The sequence below is a fragment of the Ensifer sp. GW823-FHT05D09 genome (assembly GCF_058795755.1).
This window is the reverse complement of the sequence record NZ_JBXAIA010000001.1, coordinates 786,125-801,516: the sequence shown is the minus strand read 5'-3', so window position 1 is coordinate 801,516 and position 15,392 is coordinate 786,125. Positions and strand designations below refer to the sequence as shown.

General features: G+C 64.0%; 14 protein-coding genes. 4 read left to right on the top strand and 10 right to left on the bottom strand.

Features of this window, described 5'->3' with window-relative positions; translation table 11 throughout:
* Positions 1-189: 189 nt before the first annotated feature.
* Positions 190-1,998 carry a DNA mismatch repair endonuclease MutL gene (mutL, locus tag AC1Q80_RS03950; protein ID WP_492359672.1) on the top strand — a complete coding sequence of 603 codons (1,809 nt, stop codon included), beginning with the start codon at positions 190-192 and terminating at the stop codon, positions 1,996-1,998.
* 94 nt (positions 1,999-2,092) lie between these two features.
* Complete coding sequence (locus AC1Q80_RS03945) at positions 2,093-2,326, top strand: DUF2093 domain-containing protein (protein WP_077504207.1); 234 nt, start codon at positions 2,093-2,095, stop codon at positions 2,324-2,326.
* A 194-nt stretch (positions 2,327-2,520) separates the two neighbouring features.
* Here AC1Q80_RS03945 and lpxK read toward each other — a convergent pair whose 3' ends face one another.
* Together lpxK and AC1Q80_RS03935 are read right to left on the bottom strand one after the other, a co-directional pair.
* A complete protein-coding gene (gene lpxK, locus AC1Q80_RS03940; RefSeq protein ID WP_492359671.1) occupies positions 2,521-3,561 on the bottom strand; it encodes a tetraacyldisaccharide 4'-kinase in 1,041 nt (346 codons plus the stop codon).
* Positions 3,562-3,725: 164 nt separating this feature from the next.
* Positions 3,726-4,391, bottom strand: a complete 666-nt coding sequence (locus tag AC1Q80_RS03935; protein ID WP_492359670.1) for an ArsR/SmtB family transcription factor — start codon at positions 4,389-4,391, stop codon at positions 3,726-3,728.
* 141 nt (positions 4,392-4,532) lie between these two features.
* Between AC1Q80_RS03935 and AC1Q80_RS03930 the strand changes: the two genes are divergently transcribed.
* Positions 4,533-5,030, top strand: coding sequence for a DUF2938 domain-containing protein (locus AC1Q80_RS03930; RefSeq protein ID WP_492359669.1), 498 nt, complete (start codon positions 4,533-4,535; stop codon positions 5,028-5,030).
* A 48-nt stretch (positions 5,031-5,078) separates the two neighbouring features.
* Here the strand turns inward: AC1Q80_RS03930 and AC1Q80_RS03925 are convergent, their stop codons facing one another.
* From AC1Q80_RS03925 to AC1Q80_RS03905, 5 genes are all read right to left on the bottom strand, one after another.
* Positions 5,079-5,783: an HAD family hydrolase gene (locus AC1Q80_RS03925; RefSeq protein ID WP_492359668.1), complete on the bottom strand. Its 705-nt coding sequence runs from the start codon at positions 5,781-5,783 to the stop codon at positions 5,079-5,081.
* A 25-nt stretch (positions 5,784-5,808) separates the two neighbouring features.
* Positions 5,809-7,122 (bottom strand): lipid IV(A) 3-deoxy-D-manno-octulosonic acid transferase, encoded by a 1,314-nt coding sequence (gene waaA, locus AC1Q80_RS03920; protein WP_173419142.1) that lies wholly within the window; start codon positions 7,120-7,122, stop codon positions 5,809-5,811.
* 91 nt (positions 7,123-7,213) lie between these two features.
* Positions 7,214-7,450: a DUF4170 domain-containing protein gene (locus AC1Q80_RS03915; protein ID WP_077504213.1), complete on the bottom strand. Its 237-nt coding sequence runs from the start codon at positions 7,448-7,450 to the stop codon at positions 7,214-7,216.
* Between the two features lie 58 nt (positions 7,451-7,508).
* Positions 7,509-8,324 carry a 3'(2'),5'-bisphosphate nucleotidase CysQ gene (locus AC1Q80_RS03910; protein ID WP_173419141.1) on the bottom strand — a complete coding sequence of 272 codons (816 nt, stop codon included), beginning with the start codon at positions 8,322-8,324 and terminating at the stop codon, positions 7,509-7,511.
* A gap of 62 nt (positions 8,325-8,386) precedes the next feature.
* On the bottom strand, positions 8,387-9,733 hold the full coding sequence (locus AC1Q80_RS03905; RefSeq protein ID WP_173419140.1) for a TldD/PmbA family protein: 1,347 nt from the start codon (positions 9,731-9,733) through the stop codon (positions 8,387-8,389).
* Positions 9,734-9,884: 151 nt separating this feature from the next.
* Between AC1Q80_RS03905 and AC1Q80_RS03900 the strand changes: the two genes are divergently transcribed.
* On the top strand, positions 9,885-11,720 hold the full coding sequence (locus tag AC1Q80_RS03900) for a monovalent cation:proton antiporter-2 (CPA2) family protein (protein WP_173419139.1): 1,836 nt from the start codon (positions 9,885-9,887) through the stop codon (positions 11,718-11,720).
* Between the two features lie 76 nt (positions 11,721-11,796).
* Here AC1Q80_RS03900 and AC1Q80_RS03895 read toward each other — a convergent pair whose 3' ends face one another.
* From AC1Q80_RS03895 to AC1Q80_RS03885, 3 genes are read right to left on the bottom strand one after another with little or no spacing between them, the layout of a single operon-like run.
* On the bottom strand, positions 11,797-12,681 hold the full coding sequence (locus AC1Q80_RS03895) for a patatin-like phospholipase family protein (RefSeq protein ID WP_173419138.1): 885 nt from the start codon (positions 12,679-12,681) through the stop codon (positions 11,797-11,799).
* A 59-nt stretch (positions 12,682-12,740) separates the two neighbouring features.
* A complete protein-coding gene (rsmD, locus tag AC1Q80_RS03890; protein WP_209787327.1) occupies positions 12,741-13,301 on the bottom strand; it encodes a 16S rRNA (guanine(966)-N(2))-methyltransferase RsmD in 561 nt (186 codons plus the stop codon).
* A gap of 6 nt (positions 13,302-13,307) precedes the next feature.
* Positions 13,308-15,392, bottom strand: a complete 2,085-nt coding sequence (locus tag AC1Q80_RS03885) for a pseudouridine synthase (RefSeq protein WP_492359667.1) — start codon at positions 15,390-15,392, stop codon at positions 13,308-13,310.

The window sequence follows — 15,392 nt, the reverse complement described above, 5'->3', positions numbered from 1 at the left end:
GACAAAACCCGTGATCATTCAGGTTGTTGTGGAAAATCGCAGCAGAATATTAAGGGGCAATTAAATCCTCACCTCATTTTTGGGTGCACCAAGTGGTTGCACAACCAAAGCCCGGAGATCCGGGCAAGCGGACGGGGACAGACCTTTATTTTCGCTTCCGTTCCGTCGCCGAATCCGGGAAAATAGGCGATGGCCATCAAGCAGCTCTCCGAAACCCTCATCAATCAGATCGCCGCCGGCGAAGTCATCGAACGTCCGGCCAGTGCCGCCAAGGAGCTGATCGAGAACGCGCTCGACGCCGGTGCGACCAGGATCGAGATCGCCACCGCCGGCGGCGGCAAGACGTTGCTGCGCGTGACCGACAATGGCGCCGGCATGCAGCCCGCGGATCTGGAGCTGGCCGTCAAGCGGCACTGCACCTCGAAGCTGGACGACAACCTGTTCGATATCCGCACGCTCGGCTTTCGCGGCGAGGCCCTGCCCTCGATCGGGTCGGTCTCCCGGCTTTCGATCACCACCAGAACGGCCGGTGCGGCCGAGGGCGCCGTCATCACCATCGCCGGCGGCAGGACGGATCCTGTTCGTCCGTCGCCTGCCAATACCGGCACGGTCGTCGAAGTCCGCGACCTGTTCTTTGCGACACCTGCCCGGCTCAAGTTCATGAAGTCGGAAAAGGCCGAGGCATCGGCGATCTCTGACGTCGTGCGGCGCATGGCGATTGCATTTCCGAAGGTGCGCTTCGTGCTGTCCGGGTCGGATCGAACGACGCTGGAGTTTCCGGCAACCGGCGAAGACCGGCTCGCGCGCATGGCGCAAGTGCTCGGCAAGGACTTTCGCGACAACGCCATCGAGATCGACGCCGAGCGCAAGGACATAAAGCTGACAGGCTTTACAGGCGTGCCGACCTACAACCGCGGCAACTCGCTGCAGCAGTATGTCTTCGTCAACGGGCGCCCGGTCCAGGACAAGCAACTGCTGTCTGCCATTCGCGCGGCCTATTCCGAAACGATCCCGCATGGCCGCTATCCCGTGGCGGTTCTGTCGATCACGCTTGACCCGGCGCTCGTCGACGTCAACGTGCATCCGGCAAAATCAGATGTCCGCTTCCGCGATCCGGGCCTCATCCGAGGGCTGATCATCGGCGCGATCCGCCAGGCTCTGGCGCGCGAGGGAGACCGGGCGTCGACGACGGGCGCGAGCGGAATGATGCAAGCGTTCCGCTCCGGGCAGTATCGACCGCAGCAGCCCTGGAGCGCGGAGACCTCTCCTTCCCGGCCGACGCATTTCGATACCATGCTTCGCGGCCTGTCGGAGACGCCGCAGGCGAGCTTTGCCGCCTTCTCCGCCCCGTCGGCCCGCACGGCATCACTTTCACCCGAACCTCAACGGACCGTCGCGGACGCGCCCGCGCCGCAATCGTTTCCGCTTGGTGCCGTGCGCGCCCAGCTTCACGAAAACTACATCGTCGCGCAGACCCAGGACGGCCTTGTCATCGTCGACCAGCATGCCGCGCACGAACGTCTCGTGTTCGAAACCATGCGAACGGCGCTTCATTCAAAGCCGGTTGCCGCCCAGTCGTTGCTGATCCCGGAAATCGTCGATCTTTCGGAAGACGATTGCGACCGGCTGATGACGCATGCAGACGAACTGGGTCGCCTCGGTCTCGGCATTGAGCGCTTCGGGCCAGGGGCTATCGCAGTCAGGGAAACGCCGGCGATGCTGGGCGAGATGGATGCCGCGGGCCTCGTGCGCCAGCTTGCCGACGAGACTGCCGAATGGGACACGGCCAACGGGCTTTCAAGCCGTCTTGAATATCTCGCCGCAACGATGGCCTGCCATGGCTCGGTCCGCTCGGGCCGCCGGATGCGCACCGAGGAAATGAACGCGCTCCTGCGCCAGATGGAAGCAACGCCCGGCTCCGGCCAGTGCAATCACGGCCGACCGACCTATATCGAATTGAAGCTCTCCGACATCGAGCGGCTGTTCGGCAGGAGCTGACCCCGAACGATCGGCAAGTCGAAATACGCTGGCATTTTGCCGAACGCCGGGCTAGATCAGAGACCAGACCAAGCAGACGGAATGGGCATAGACGATGATGAACCGGTTTGAAGGAAGCGCCTCGCGCGAAGCGAAGATCCGTTATCTCGACGGTGACTTCCAGATCGTTCTTGCCGGCTCGCACGTCATCTGCGCGATGACGGGCAAGACCATTCCGGTCGACGAACTGCGCTACTGGAGCGTCGCACGCCAGGAGCCCTACATCGATGCGGAAGCATCGCTCGAAGCCGAGAAGCGCGCCGGCGCCCTGCCGAACCAGCGCCGCTAAGACTTCGCCGGAAAAAACTAGAGCATCCCACTTTCAACAGCGCCAGCATCACAATGCTGGAGCGCCCTTGGTCCATTCTTCTGAAACCGTAGCGGGCGAGGCGACGTTCCATCGGGACATAAGTATCACCCCGGTGATCGAGCCTTGCCGCAACTCTGGTCAAGGCGAAGTTGCCTTGTGCCTCTGTCCCCAGCTTACTTTTGCTCCGCTTCCCGCAGCTTTCGGGCGCGCGCCGCCGAGAGCGCTGACGTGACGATCTTTGCCGGTGCCGTCGGATCGTCGAAGCGCACGTCGATTTCGATCACCCGACTGGCCGCCGCCAGCTCCGCCGCCCGGCCGTGGCCCGGCTCAAGACGAACCATGTCCTTGGCGGTCGTCACGAGGGTGCAGCCGAGTGCTGCGGCGCGGTCGAGCAGGTCCGATATCTCGTCCTCCGAGAAATGATGATGGTCGGGGAAACTTCGGGTTTCCTCGATCACGGCACCGGTTTCGCGCACGGTGCGATAGAATTTCTCCGGGTCGGCGATGCCGGCCCAGGCCAGCACCTTGACGCCGTTCAGCGAGCCGTCGTCGAGGCGCACGACCTCCGCTTCGTAGATCTGCTTGCCTGCACGCGCGGCACGGCGGATCAAGGCGTCGGCTTCGGCGCCGCCTCCGATCTTCAACAGGGCCGTCGCATGGCGCAGCTGGTTGGAGATGGGTGCCCGCACGGGCCCCGACGGGACGAGGTACCCGTTGCCGATGCCGCGGCGGGAATCGATGACCAGAAGGGCAAAGTCGAAGGCGAGACGCGCGCTCTGGAAACCATCGTCCATGATGATGATGTCGACGCCCTCGGCGACCAGCCGGCGGGCGCCATCGACGCGGCGACGGCAGACGACCGTCAACGCCTCACGCGACAGCAGCAGTGGCTCATCGCCGACGTCGCGTGCCCTGTGGTGCTCGGGTTCGACGACCGTCGTCACATCGAGTGAACCGCCATAACCGCGACTGAGGAATCCGGGCTTCAGCCCCTTCACCTTGACGGCGCGCGCAAGTGCGATCGCCGTCGGCGTCTTGCCGGCACCGCCGACCGTGAAGTTGCCGATGCAGATGATCGGCACCGGCACGGAAGCACGGCGGGCACGATCCATGCGCAAGCCGGCAACACGTCCATAGATCCAGGAAAACGGCCACAAAGCCCGGGCACGCCAATCCGCCTTGGTCCACCAGAACGGCGGCGCTTCCGATACCATAGTTCTTTCCGTAACCCCGTCTGGTCCTTCCGGGAAGGACGATGCACATCTTGACTGTCGCTGCCCAAAAAAACGGCGACGGCATTGTTGGCCGACAAAAAACGTCAGAACGCGGAAAAAGGCAAGCGGCACAAGACAATGTGCAGTTCCGTCAGACGTCTCGCCTAACTCAGGGTGCTGTTCTCCACGGCAAGGCCCGCCGCCTTCCAATCCGGAAATCCGCTCTCGAGCCGGCGGGCAGCAAAGCCCCTGCCCTGCAGGACCGTCACCGCATCAAACGACAGGGCGCAATAGGGGCCGCGGCAATAGGCGACGATTTCGCCTCCGGCAGGCAGTTCGGCAAGGCGTCGTTCAAGCTCTTCGATCGGAATATTGATCGCACCGGGAAGATGACCGGAGGCGAACTCCTCCTCAGGCCGCACGTCGAGTAACGTAACGCCTCCTCCGCGCAGCCGCAGCAGCAGTTCTTCGCGCGAAATCGCTTCGAGGCGGCCAGGTCGATGCAGACGATCGGCAACCAGGCCCTGGATCTGGGCGCGATTGTGCTCGGCATATTGGCGTAGCGCCGACAGCAGCCCGATCACCGGACCTGTCCCCAGCCGATAGAGCACGCGCTTGCCGTCCCGTCTGGTTTCGACGAAACCGGCGCGCCGCAACTGCTGCAGATGCTGCGACGCATTGGCAATGCTGAGGCCGGACAGCTCGGCGAGGCGCTCCACCGAGCGCTCGCCCTGAGCGATATGCTCGAGCAAGAGCAGGCGATGAGCGCTCGCCAGCGTGCGGGCGAGGTCGGCGAATTCTTCGAAGACATGAAGCTGAACATCGGTCATTGACAGGAGCCTAGCATTTCTCCATCAATCATTCAATGAATCAATTGAATGATATTTTGACCTGCCGATGGCGGATCGAATGCCCGCAACTGTGCAATCTGCCAACGTGCGGCCATGAACATGATGTGAAGGGATAAGAACATGGAAACGACTTTGGTATTGCGAGCCGTCCTCATCGGGATCGGCGCGACCATAGCCATGGATCTCTGGGCCGTGGCGCTGAAACGCTTTCTCGGCATACCCTCGCTGGACTACGCCATGGTCGGACGCTGGATCGGCCATTTTCCGCAAGGCCGCTTCCGGCACCAGCGGATCGCAGCGGCGGCGCCGGTTTCGGGCGAACGCTTGATCGGCTGGAGTGCCCACTATGCGATCGGGATTGTCTTCGCCGGTCTTCTTCTGTCGATCTGGGGCCAGGACTGGGCGATGCTGCCGACGCTTGCCCCGGCACTGATTGTCGGTCTCGCGACGGTGGCCGCGCCGTTCTTCCTGATGCAGCCGGGCATGGGTGCCGGCATCGCCGCCTCGAAAACGCCGACCCCGAACATTGCACGGCTGCGCAGCCTGGCTACGCATGCCGTCTTCGGTTTGGGTCTCTATCTGTCGGCCTTGTTACTAGCGGCCGTCTGGCATCCGTGATTGCCCCCGTGACGGCTGCAATGGACGAATTGCGGCTCGGCGGGAAACCTAAAGGACGGCTTCGAGCTCGGTGATATCCGCCAGGCAATGGTCGGAGGCAGCGGCAAGCGACTGGCGCGAGCCGGTGCCCGTCAGCACCGCGACCGTCATGCCGACGCCGGCGTTGCGGCCCATGTGCATGTCGTGATTGTTGTCGCCGACGACGACGACCTGCCGCGGATCGAGCCCGGTGGCGGCGCAGAAGCCGAGCACCATGCCGGGCTCCGGCTTGACGCCATAGCCGCTGTCGTAGCCGGCGACGTAATGCAGATAACCGTCGAAGCCGAAGCGCCGAGCTGTCTCGCGGATCGAGCGCTCGTTGTCGCTGGAGGCGACACCAAGGCGGTAGCCCTTGGCATGCAGGTCTGCGAAGAACGAGCCGAGGTCGGTGACCGGTACCGCATATTCGGCGGAGCGGGCAAACAACCCATCAAACAGCGTCGTCAACGCTTCCACGGAAAAGGGCGCACCGGCGGCAACGAACCCGGTTGCGATCTCGACCGTGTTACCGGCGGCAAGCAGGCTGTCGGGCAGCACATGGCCGGTATCCGCATCCATGCCGCCTGCCCTGAGCAGCGTGCGGGCCAGAGCCTCGTCACCCTTGGCGGCGATCTTTGCCAGCTCATAGTTCACCGGCACCCAGCTCTTGGCATAGTCGAGCAGCGTCCCGTCCTTGTCGAACAGGATGCCGGCGATGGCTGTCGGTGCGCTCATGGTGATCTCAAGTCTCCCGGTGCGGTCAGAGGTCGTTGCGCGGCTCGAGCCGTGCCTTGACGACGAGCGGATTGATATAAGGCTCGAGCCCCTTCATCGTCGCCGAAAGCGCTCCGCGCATCTCTTGCACGGTTTCAAGGCCGGCATCGATCATCGAGCGACGCATGTCGTCGTTGGCGAGCAGATAGTTGACGCCCTTGGCCAGCATCTCGACATCGCGGACGATCTTGGCGCTGCCGTTCTTGGCCAGCATCTGATAGGTCTCGCGAAAGTTCTGGACGTTGCCGCCCGAAAGAACGGCACAGCCGAGCATGGCCGGCTCGAGCGGGTTCTGGCCGCCTTCGGCAAACAGCGAACGGCCGACAAAGGCAACCTCGGTCAGGCGCAGATAGAGCCCCATCTCGCCGATCGTATCGCCGAGGAAGATATCGACATCCGGTGTCAGCGGATCGCGGCGGGTCCGGCGCGCGACTTTCAGCCCCTTGGCCGTCAGCGCCGCCTCGATCGCATCGCTGCGCTCGGGGTGCCGCGGCACGATGATCGTCAAAAGGCCGGTGCGCTCCTTCAGCGCCCGATGCACGACGCCGGCAGCCGCTTCCTCGCCGTCGAAGGTCGAGATCGCCGCCCAGGTTTTGCGCGTGCCGATCTGCTGGCGATATTCCTTCAACGCTTGCGGATCGTGCGGCGGTGCGTCGGTATCGACCTTCAGGTTGCCCGAAACCATCACCGGCAGGGCGCCCAGCGTGCGAAAGCGCTCGGCATCGACATCGGATTGAGCGATGACCAGCGCGAGGTTCTCAAACAGCGCGTCGGCAAGCGCCGGCCGCTTCTTCCAGCGGGCGAATGTCCGGTCGGAAAGCCGTCCGTTGACCAGAACCTGCGGGATGTGGCGCCGCCCGAGTTCGAGGATCGTCATCGGCCAGATCTCGGACTCGGCGATGATTGCCAGATCCGGTTGCCAGTATTCGAGGAAGCGGTTGACCGCCGGCTTGAAATCGAGCGGCACGTACTGGTGAATGACCGCCGAACCCAGACGTCCGGCCGCGACCCGTGCCGAGGTCGTCGTGCCGGTCGTCAGGACGACGTTGATGCCGCGGCGATGGATTTCCTTGATCAGTGGGATGACCGCATTCGTCTCGCCGACGCTTGCGGCATGGAACCAGACGAGAGGCCCCTGCGGCCGCGGCACGCTGGCATAACCGTAGCGCTCACGGCGACGGGCCGGATCCTCCTTGCCCTTCGCGGCGCGCAGGGCAAGATAGGACCACACGAACGGATAGATCGCCGAACCGATCCAGCGATAGCTCGAAAGCGCCAGCCGGGCGCGAAAGCTGCTCATGGCTTCAGTCCCCCGCCCGATGCAAAGCTCGGGCGAAGGTCAGACGCAGCGAGCGCGCGGAAACGCGCCACGCATGCCCTCGGCATCGGCATCAATCGTTTTCCGGATCGAGCAGGCGATGCATATGAACGATGAAATACCGCATATGCGCGTTGTCGACGGTCATCTGCGCCTTCGACTTCCAGGCAATGTGCGCGCTTTCGTAGTCAGGAAAAATGCCGACGATATCGAGCTTGTCCAGGTCACGGAAATGAACATCGGTGAGCGTGGTCAGTTCACCACCAAAGACCAAATGCAGACGTTGTTTCTTCTCGGAGTCGTGAGCCATTGGAGTTCCATTTTCTTATAGGATATGGGCGTTGGTTTGCGGCATTCGGCCTGAAAGGTCAATGGCCCTCAAGGGTCCTGGACGCGGCAAGCAATCCCGGCAACGCCGCCTTCGACGCCGCGCAAAGTAGGCCATGAACCACATTGGGGCGATTGTAGGACAGAGCTTGGGATTGAAGTGTATTGAGCCCTCCGCCCGCCCTCTCAAGGATGAGATCGGCAGCGGCGAGATCCCAATCATGGGAGTTCTTCTTGACCACGGTGCCGTCGATCCGCCCATCGGCAACCATTGCCAGCCGGTAGGCGAGCGACGGCACATGCGGCACCCGAACGATACCGTTGCGGTAGGAAGGCGCCAGGCTCGAAACGATGTCTTCTGCGACCGCCACGTGCAGGGCGTCGCCGTCCTGGGCGTCACGCACACGGATGCTCGCACCGTTTTTCAGCGCCGGGCCATCCACCGTTGCCTCGTAGATCTCGTCGAGCGCCGGCGCATAGAGCACGCCGGCGACAGGCAGACCTCGGTGGACGACCGCGACACTCACACACCAGAGATCCTTGCCGGCGATGAAGGCGCGCGTGCCGTCGATAGGATCCACGACGAAGACCGTCTCGCAGGACAGGCGGCTCTGATCGTCGTCGGTCTCTTCCGAAAGCCAGCCATAGTTCGGACGGGCGAGAAGCAGACGCTCCTTCAGAATGTCGTTGGCGGCGATATCGGCCTCGCTGACCGGCGAGCGTCCTTCGTTCTTCCAGCGCACATCGGGCTTGTTGCGAAAGTAGCGGAGTGCGGTTTCGCCCGCGGCAATCGCGGCGGAAAGGATCAAGTCCAGATCCTCCCTCCACGTCGCGATCGATGGTGCTTTGTGTGACATTCCAATCCTTACGCGACGGCATATCGCCGAACGCCTTTTCGTCCCGTGTTGACGTCGGCGGCCTAAAGGCCCGCGAGCGTCATGCCTTCGATGGCGAGCGTCGGCGCGGCAACGCCGAACTTCCGGTCGATATCGTCGGCCGGCGTGATGGCCATGAACATCTGCTTGAGGTTCGACGCGATCGTGACTTCGGACACGGCAAAAGACAATTCGCCGTTTTCGATCCAGAAGCCCGAGGCGCCGCGGCTATATTCACCCGTCACCATGTTGACGCCTTGGCCAATGAGTTCGGTCACGTAGAAGCCGGTTCCCACACCACGGATCAGATCTTCGCGCGAAATGGAGCCCGGCTCGAGCGCGAGATTGGTCGAGGCGGGATTGACCGTCGGGCCACCGCGCACACCGCGACCGTTGGTCTCAAGGCCAAGTTCGCGCGCAGCCGAGGTCGACAGGAACCAATGGTTCAGCACGCCATCCTCGACCATCGTCAGTTTGGACCCGCTGACACCCTCGCCATCGAACGGACGCGAAGACGAGCCGCGCACGATCAGGGGATCGTCGGTCACCGACAGACCGGCCTTCATGATCTGCTTGCCCATCATGTCGCGCAGAAAGCTGGTCTTGCGCGCGACGGAAGCACCGTTGATCGCACCGGCGAGATGGCCGACGAAGCCGCGCGCCATGCGCGGATCGAAAACGACGGTGACGTTCTTGGCGGTCGGCACCTGGCGAGGGTTGATGCGCGCAACCGCGCGTTCGCCGGCAACCCGGCCGATATCATCGGCCGCCCGCAACTCGTCGAAATAGATGCGGCTGTCGTAATCGTAGTCGCGCTCCATCTTGGTGCCCTCGCCGGCAATCGCACTGACGGAGCGGCCGAAGCGGGTGGCCATGTAGGAACCGGAGAAGCCCTGCGAGGTGACGAGCACCAGCCCACCCATGCCCGCCGACGCACCCGCGCCGCTGGAATTGGTGACGCCAGACACCGCCAGCGCCGCTTCTTCGGCGGCCAGCGCCGCTTCCGTCAGGGCGTCCGTCGAAACCTCGCGATCATCGAAGAGTTCGAGATCCGGGTAGGATTTCGCCAGCCGATCCGGATCGGCGAGCGAAGCGAAGGGGTCTTCCGGCGAGGCCTTTGCCATCGCCACGGCCCGCTCCGCGAGTACCTTCAGGTCGAAACCGGGATTGGCCGATACGCTGGCGACACGGTTGCCGACGAAGACGCGCAGCGAGAAATCGTCGCTTTCGGATGCTTCGGTCGCCTCGACCTTTCCGAGGCGAACCGAGACAGAGCGGGAGCGGCCGCGAACGACGACGGCGTCAGCCGCATCGGCGCCTGCCTTGCGGGCAAGATCCACCAGTTCGGCGGCGCGTTTTTCGAGGGAGGCGGAATCGATCGTTTCTGACATGATGTGGCCTTTCATTCCTGCCCCATTTATTGTGCACTGAAGCATGCATCAAGGGCATTGGCATGATTCCCGCCCAGACACCGTAATGTTACTCCCGCCGAAACCCTCGTCTGCCCCCGGGCAGGACGAGGCGATATCGAAAGCCGCACGCATGACGACGACCCCGATCCTCTACACCCAGGCGCTGATGCTGCTCGGTGGCGCCGTGCTGGCGGCACCGATTTTCAAGCGCCTCGGGCTCGGCACGATCCTCGGCTATCTCGCAGCCGGCATCCTTATCGGCCCCGTTGCCCAGAGGATCACCGAGGGGGAAGAGATCCTGCATGTGTCGGAACTGGGCGTCGTCTTCCTGCTGTTCATCATCGGATTGGAACTGAAACCGTCACGGCTCTGGCAGATGCGGCGCGACATCTTCGGTCTCGGCACCGCACAGGTCATGCTGACCGGCATCATCCTTTCCTACGTGATCGCCTTTTCCGGCCTGCTCGACTGGGGCGGGAGCATCGTCGCCGGATTCGGCCTCGCCCTTTCCTCTACCGCCTTCGCCATGCAGATCCTCGACGAAGGCAACGACCGCAACACGCGCTTCGGCCAGCGCGCTTTCTCGATCCTCTTGCTGCAGGACCTGGCGATCGTGCCGCTGCTCGCCCTGATCCCACTTCTGGCAGCGCAGGCACCGGAAGATACAACGCCACCGCTCGAAGATTTCGCCATCGCAATTGCCGCGATCGCCGTCCTCTTCGCCGCGGGCCGCTATCTGCTGAACCCGCTGTTTCAGATCATCGCACGCACCGGTGCGCGCGATGTGATGATTGCCGCGGCCCTTCTGGTGGTCATGGGAGCGGCAACGCTGATGCAGCTGGCCGGCCTTTCCATGGCGATGGGCGCTTTTCTCGCCGGCGTGCTCCTGGCGGAATCCTCCTATCGCCACGAGCTCGAGGCCGATATCGAGCCTTTTCGCGGTATCCTGCAGGCGCTGTTCTTCATGGCCGTCGGCCTGTCGCTGCAGCTCGACGTGATCATCGACAAATACCTTGTCATCATCATCGCAGTGCCGCTGTTGATGCTGGTGAAGAGCTTCGTGCTCTACTGGCTCTGCCGGCTGGCAGGCTCCCATCACAACGATGCTGTGCGCGTCTGCCTGCTCTTGCCGCAGGGCGGCGAGTTCGGCTTCGTGCTGTTCACGGCGGCGGCCACCGCAGGCGTCTTCTCCCAGGGCAACGCCTCGCTGCTCGTTGCCATCGTCACGCTGTCGATGGCGCTGACGCCGATCGCCTCCATGCTTGCGCCGCGGCTGATGCGCGAACAGGACGAAATGGTCGACGAAATGGAAGAAGATTTCGAAGGTGCCGACGCCGACGTTCTGATGATCGGCTTTTCGCGCTTCGGCCAGATCGCAGCCCAGATCCTGCTGGCCGGCGGTCGTGACGTGACGATCATCGATCACTCCGCCGCCCGTGTTCGCCAGGCGGCGACCTTCGGCTTCCGGATCTACTTCGGTGACGGCCACCGGCTCGACGTGCTGCGCGCCGCCGGCATCGAGCGGGCAAAACTCATCGCCATCTGCACCCAGAAGAAGGAAACGACCGACCGGATCGTCGATCTGGTGCAGGCTGAATATCCGGACGCCCGTATCTTCGCCCGTTCCTATGACCGGCTGCACACCCTTGAACTGCGGGCAAAGGGCGTCGACTACGAACTGCGCGAGACCTTCGAGTCCGGCCTGCTGTTCGGCCGAAAGACGCTGGAGGCACTGGGCGTCGGCAACGACGAAGCGCTCGCCATCATGGACGATATCCGCAGGCGCGACGAAGCGCGTCTCGTTCTGCAGGAGGCCGAAGGCATTACCGCCGGCCGCGACATGCTGCATTCGCAGCCCGTGCGTCCCGAACCGCTGGTCAAGCCCAAGCGCGATGTCGATCATTCCTCGGAAACCGGCGAGAGCATCCTGCCGGGGCTGCCTGCCGATCTGCGGGAAAGTGCATAGGAGCATTTCCAGGAAAAGCGAGACGCGGTTCACGGTCCGGAACCGTGCGTGTCAGTACTGAAGCGGTGCAGCGGCCTCAGCCGGAGACGCTCACCACCTTCATTCGCTCTTCAAGCGTGCGCTTGAACTGGTCCTTGATGCCAGCGGTCGCCGCCAGGATCTCTTTTGCGCGCAGAAAATCCATCACCCGGTAGCGGCCGACATCGGGCCGCAGCAGGATATCCGGCGCGCCCTCCTTCAGCTTCATCGCAATGATCGACTGCATCATCAGCTGGCTCGCCCCGAACAGGCTGTCGATACGGCTCGGGATCGTCTTGCCGTCACCGTCCGGGCCGCCGACGACGTCGACGCCGACGACGATCTCGGCAAGGCCGCGCAGATGATCGAAGGGAATGGGGTTGTAGATACCGCCATCGATCATCACCCGTCCTTCGATCTTCACCGGCATGAAGACCGCAGGCAGCGCCGCCGATGCGGCCAGAGCCTTCTGCAGATCGCCCGTCTCGCAAACGTGCTCCGTCTGGCCGTAATAGTCGGTGACGACGACCTTGAGCGGCACGTCCAATTCCGAAAACGTCGCCGGGATGGCTTCAGGCAGGAACGCCTTCAAGACACGCTCGACGTTGAACTGTCCGAAACGGAAACCGTTGGTCATCGCTTCCGACCAAGTTGCCGGTCGCAACTGCCACAAGCGATTGACGATTTCGCGGCGGTGGCCAACCGTCGCCAGCGTGTGCTCGCGGATTTCTTTGCCGCTAACGCCCGCCGCCATGCCGGCACCCATGATGGCGCCGATCGACGAACCGGCGATAACAACAGGGCGGATGCCCAACTCGTCGAAAGCCTCGATAACATGGATATGGGCGAGCCCGCGGGCACCGCCGCCACCGAGCGCCAGCGCGACCGACGGCTCGCTCGCGCTGGCCGGCGAAACATTCACGGTGGATACGTCCTGCTTCATCGACGTGCGCCTCAGTTCAATCGGCAGTCTAACTGTGCAAGCGAATCAAAAGTGTGACGTCAGACGCCACGGAAGCGGTAGAAGTGCATGCGTGTGTCGCCGAATACCCTGACGTCCAGCCGCTCGAAAACGGCTGTTGGCGCCGGCTGAACGTCTGCACGTTCCTCCAGCACCACCAAAGCATCCGGAACCAGCCAGTTGCCGAGAGCCGCCGATTCCAGCGCCTTTTCTCCCAGCCCCTTTGCATAGGGCGGATCGGCAAAAACCAGGTGGAACGGCTCCATCGTGCCGACGGAACCGAGGCTGGTCGCATCCCTGCGGAAGACCTTGGCACGACCCTGAAGGCCGAACGCCTCGATATTGTTCTGCAGGAGGCCTCTTCCCTCGACGCCCTGCTCGACGAAGAGCGCCTGGCGGCACCCCCGCGACAGGGCTTCGAGCCCGACGGCGCCGGTGCCGGCAAAGAGGTCCAGCACACGGGTGCCATCGAGAGCCTCCGGATGGGAATGGCTCAGGATGTTGAACAGGCTCTCGCGCGTCCGATCGGTCGTCGGGCGGATATCATTCGACTTGGGCGTGGCCAGACTGCGGCCACGGAACTCTCCGCCGACAATGCGCACGACCGCTTAGTTTCCTCTGCCACGCGGCTTGCCACCAGCCGGACGTCCACCGCCACCAGGACGGCCGCCGCCAGCCGGCTTGCCGCCACCGGGCTTACCGCCACGCGGACCGCCGGAGCGTTCGCCAAAAGACTTGCCGCCGGACGGTTTGCCACCGAAGGACTTGCCGCGGGGCTTGTCGCCGAACGGCCGGTCACCGCCTTCGCGGCGCGGCGGACGATCGCCCTCGGCGCGCGGGGCTCTCGGCTTGTCGGAATAGCTGCGCGGGCCACCTTCGGCGCGGGCCGGCCGATCACCAAACGGGCGGTCGCCCCCCTCGCGGCGCGGCGGACGGTCGCCCTCGGCGCGCGGAGCCCTCGGCTTGTCGGAATAACTGCGCGGGCCGCCTTCGGCGCGAGCCGGCCGATCGCCACGCGGGCGGTCGCCACCTTCGCGACGCGCTGGGCGGTCGCCGTCGGCGCGTGGGAACCGCGGCTTGTCGGAGAAGTTGCGCGGGCCGCCTTCGGAACGGGCCGGCCGGTCTCCGCCTTCGCGGCGGGCAGGACGGTCACCGTGGTCGCGCGACCTGCGGTCGCCGGCGTCGCCCGACTTGCGTCGGCCGAAACCGCCATCGCGGCCTTCATCCTTGCCGCGACGTGCGGGTTCGCTGGCGCTGATCCACTCGCCCTCTTCGTCCCGGCGTTTGACCGGTGCGGAGGACGCAGGACGGTCAAAGTCCCTGGGCGCACCGCCCTTGCGGTCGGGGTCGAACTTGCCTGACGACTTCGTTGCAAAGCCGTCCTTGGTCCGGCCATAGCGCTTGGTGTTCGGGGCGCCTTCGGGGCGCTCGCGACGGGCCGGCTTTGCCGAAGCATCGCCTTCCGCCGATTTCGGCTTCTTCTCGGCCAGCGGACGCGCGCCGGGCGCCATCCAGACATTGGCCGTGCGGGCGCGCTGCGCCGGGGTACGCTTCGGCCGGTCTTCGAACTTGGGGTCGCTACGGTCGTCGCGCGGGCCACCCTTGCCACGGGGCGCATCCTTGCCGCGGCCACCGTCGCGGCGGTCGTCACGACGGGTGTCGAGCTTCGAAAGCGCGCGCTCACGCTTGTCTTCCGGCTTTTCCCAGCGATTGGCACGTTCGGGCTTGCGCGTGTCGGAGGCTTCGCTTTCCGACGCTTCGTTCGCAACGGTTGCGGACGGATCATTATAGAGCGGCGCGTCGAAGTTCGCCTTGGCGTCTTCGATCAGGCGAGGTCCGAGCTGGTCACGCAGCGTCCGACCACGGATTTCCTGCACGTGTCCTTCGGGCAATTCGCCGAGCTGGAACGGGCCGTAGGAGATGCGAATGAGGCGATTGACGTCGAGGCCGAGCGCGCCGAGCACGTTCTTGATTTCGCGGTTCTTGCCTTCGCGCAGGCCCATCGTGATCCAGACATTGGAACCCTGCACACGGTCGAGGGTCGCTTCGATGCCGCCGTAAAGCACGCCGTCGACGGCAATGCCGTCCTTCAGCTTGTCCAGTTCGTCCTGGTCGATTTCGCCATGGGCGCGCACGCGATAGCGGCGCAGCCAACCGGTCGAGGGAAGTTCGAGCACGCGGGCAAGTCCGCCGTCATTCGTCAGCAGCAACAGGCCTTCGGTATTGATGTCGAGGCGGCCGATCGACAGCACGCGCGGCAACTCGTCCGGCAAATTGTCAAAGACCGTCGGGCGGCCTTCCGGATCGGCATTGGTGGTCACCAGTCCGGCCGGCTTGTGGTAGAGCCACAGGCGTGTACGCTCGATGCCGCGGATCGGATTGCCGTCGACTTCGATATGGTCGGCAAGCGTCGCATTGACGACGGGTGTGTCGAGGACAACCCCGTTGAGACTGACCCGACCTTCCATGATCATGCGCTCGATATCGCGGCGGGACGCTACGCCGGCGCGCGCCAGGATCTTGGAGATGCGCTGCGGTTCGTCGGCGCTTGCGGCGGCGGTCTTCGGAGCAGCCTTGGGCGGACGCGAAGCTCCGGCCTGAGGCGCTGCCGCCTTCTTGCCAGCGAAGTGAGGTTTCTTGTCCCGGCCGGCGGGCTTGCCGCCAGGCCGTGTGGGCTTGTCTTTGGATGTCAT

Excerpts from the sequence above, each read along its gene's own strand:
- mutL (WP_492359672.1), top strand. The coding sequence starts at position 190 with ATGGCCATCAAGCAGCTCTCCGAAACCCTCATCAATCAGATCGCCGCC.
- AC1Q80_RS03945 (WP_077504207.1), top strand. The coding sequence starts at position 2,093 with ATGATGAACCGGTTTGAAGGAAGCGCCTCGCGCGAAGCGAAGATCCGT.
- lpxK (WP_492359671.1), bottom strand. The coding sequence starts at position 3,561 with ATGGTATCGGAAGCGCCGCCGTTCTGGTGGACCAAGGCGGATTGGCGT.
- AC1Q80_RS03935 (WP_492359670.1), bottom strand. The coding sequence starts at position 4,391 with ATGACCGATGTTCAGCTTCATGTCTTCGAAGAATTCGCCGACCTCGCC.
- AC1Q80_RS03930 (WP_492359669.1), top strand. The coding sequence starts at position 4,533 with ATGGAAACGACTTTGGTATTGCGAGCCGTCCTCATCGGGATCGGCGCG.
- AC1Q80_RS03925 (WP_492359668.1), bottom strand. The coding sequence starts at position 5,783 with ATGAGCGCACCGACAGCCATCGCCGGCATCCTGTTCGACAAGGACGGG.
- waaA (WP_173419142.1), bottom strand. The coding sequence starts at position 7,122 with ATGAGCAGCTTTCGCGCCCGGCTGGCGCTTTCGAGCTATCGCTGGATC.
- AC1Q80_RS03915 (WP_077504213.1), bottom strand. The coding sequence starts at position 7,450 with ATGGCTCACGACTCCGAGAAGAAACAACGTCTGCATTTGGTCTTTGGT.
- AC1Q80_RS03910 (WP_173419141.1), bottom strand. The coding sequence starts at position 8,324 with ATGTCACACAAAGCACCATCGATCGCGACGTGGAGGGAGGATCTGGAC.
- AC1Q80_RS03905 (WP_173419140.1), bottom strand. The coding sequence starts at position 9,733 with ATGTCAGAAACGATCGATTCCGCCTCCCTCGAAAAACGCGCCGCCGAA.
- AC1Q80_RS03900 (WP_173419139.1), top strand. The coding sequence starts at position 9,885 with ATGACGACGACCCCGATCCTCTACACCCAGGCGCTGATGCTGCTCGGT.
- AC1Q80_RS03895 (WP_173419138.1), bottom strand. The coding sequence starts at position 12,681 with ATGAAGCAGGACGTATCCACCGTGAATGTTTCGCCGGCCAGCGCGAGC.
- AC1Q80_RS03885 (WP_492359667.1), bottom strand. The coding sequence starts at position 15,392 with ATGACATCCAAAGACAAGCCCACACGGCCTGGCGGCAAGCCCGCCGGC.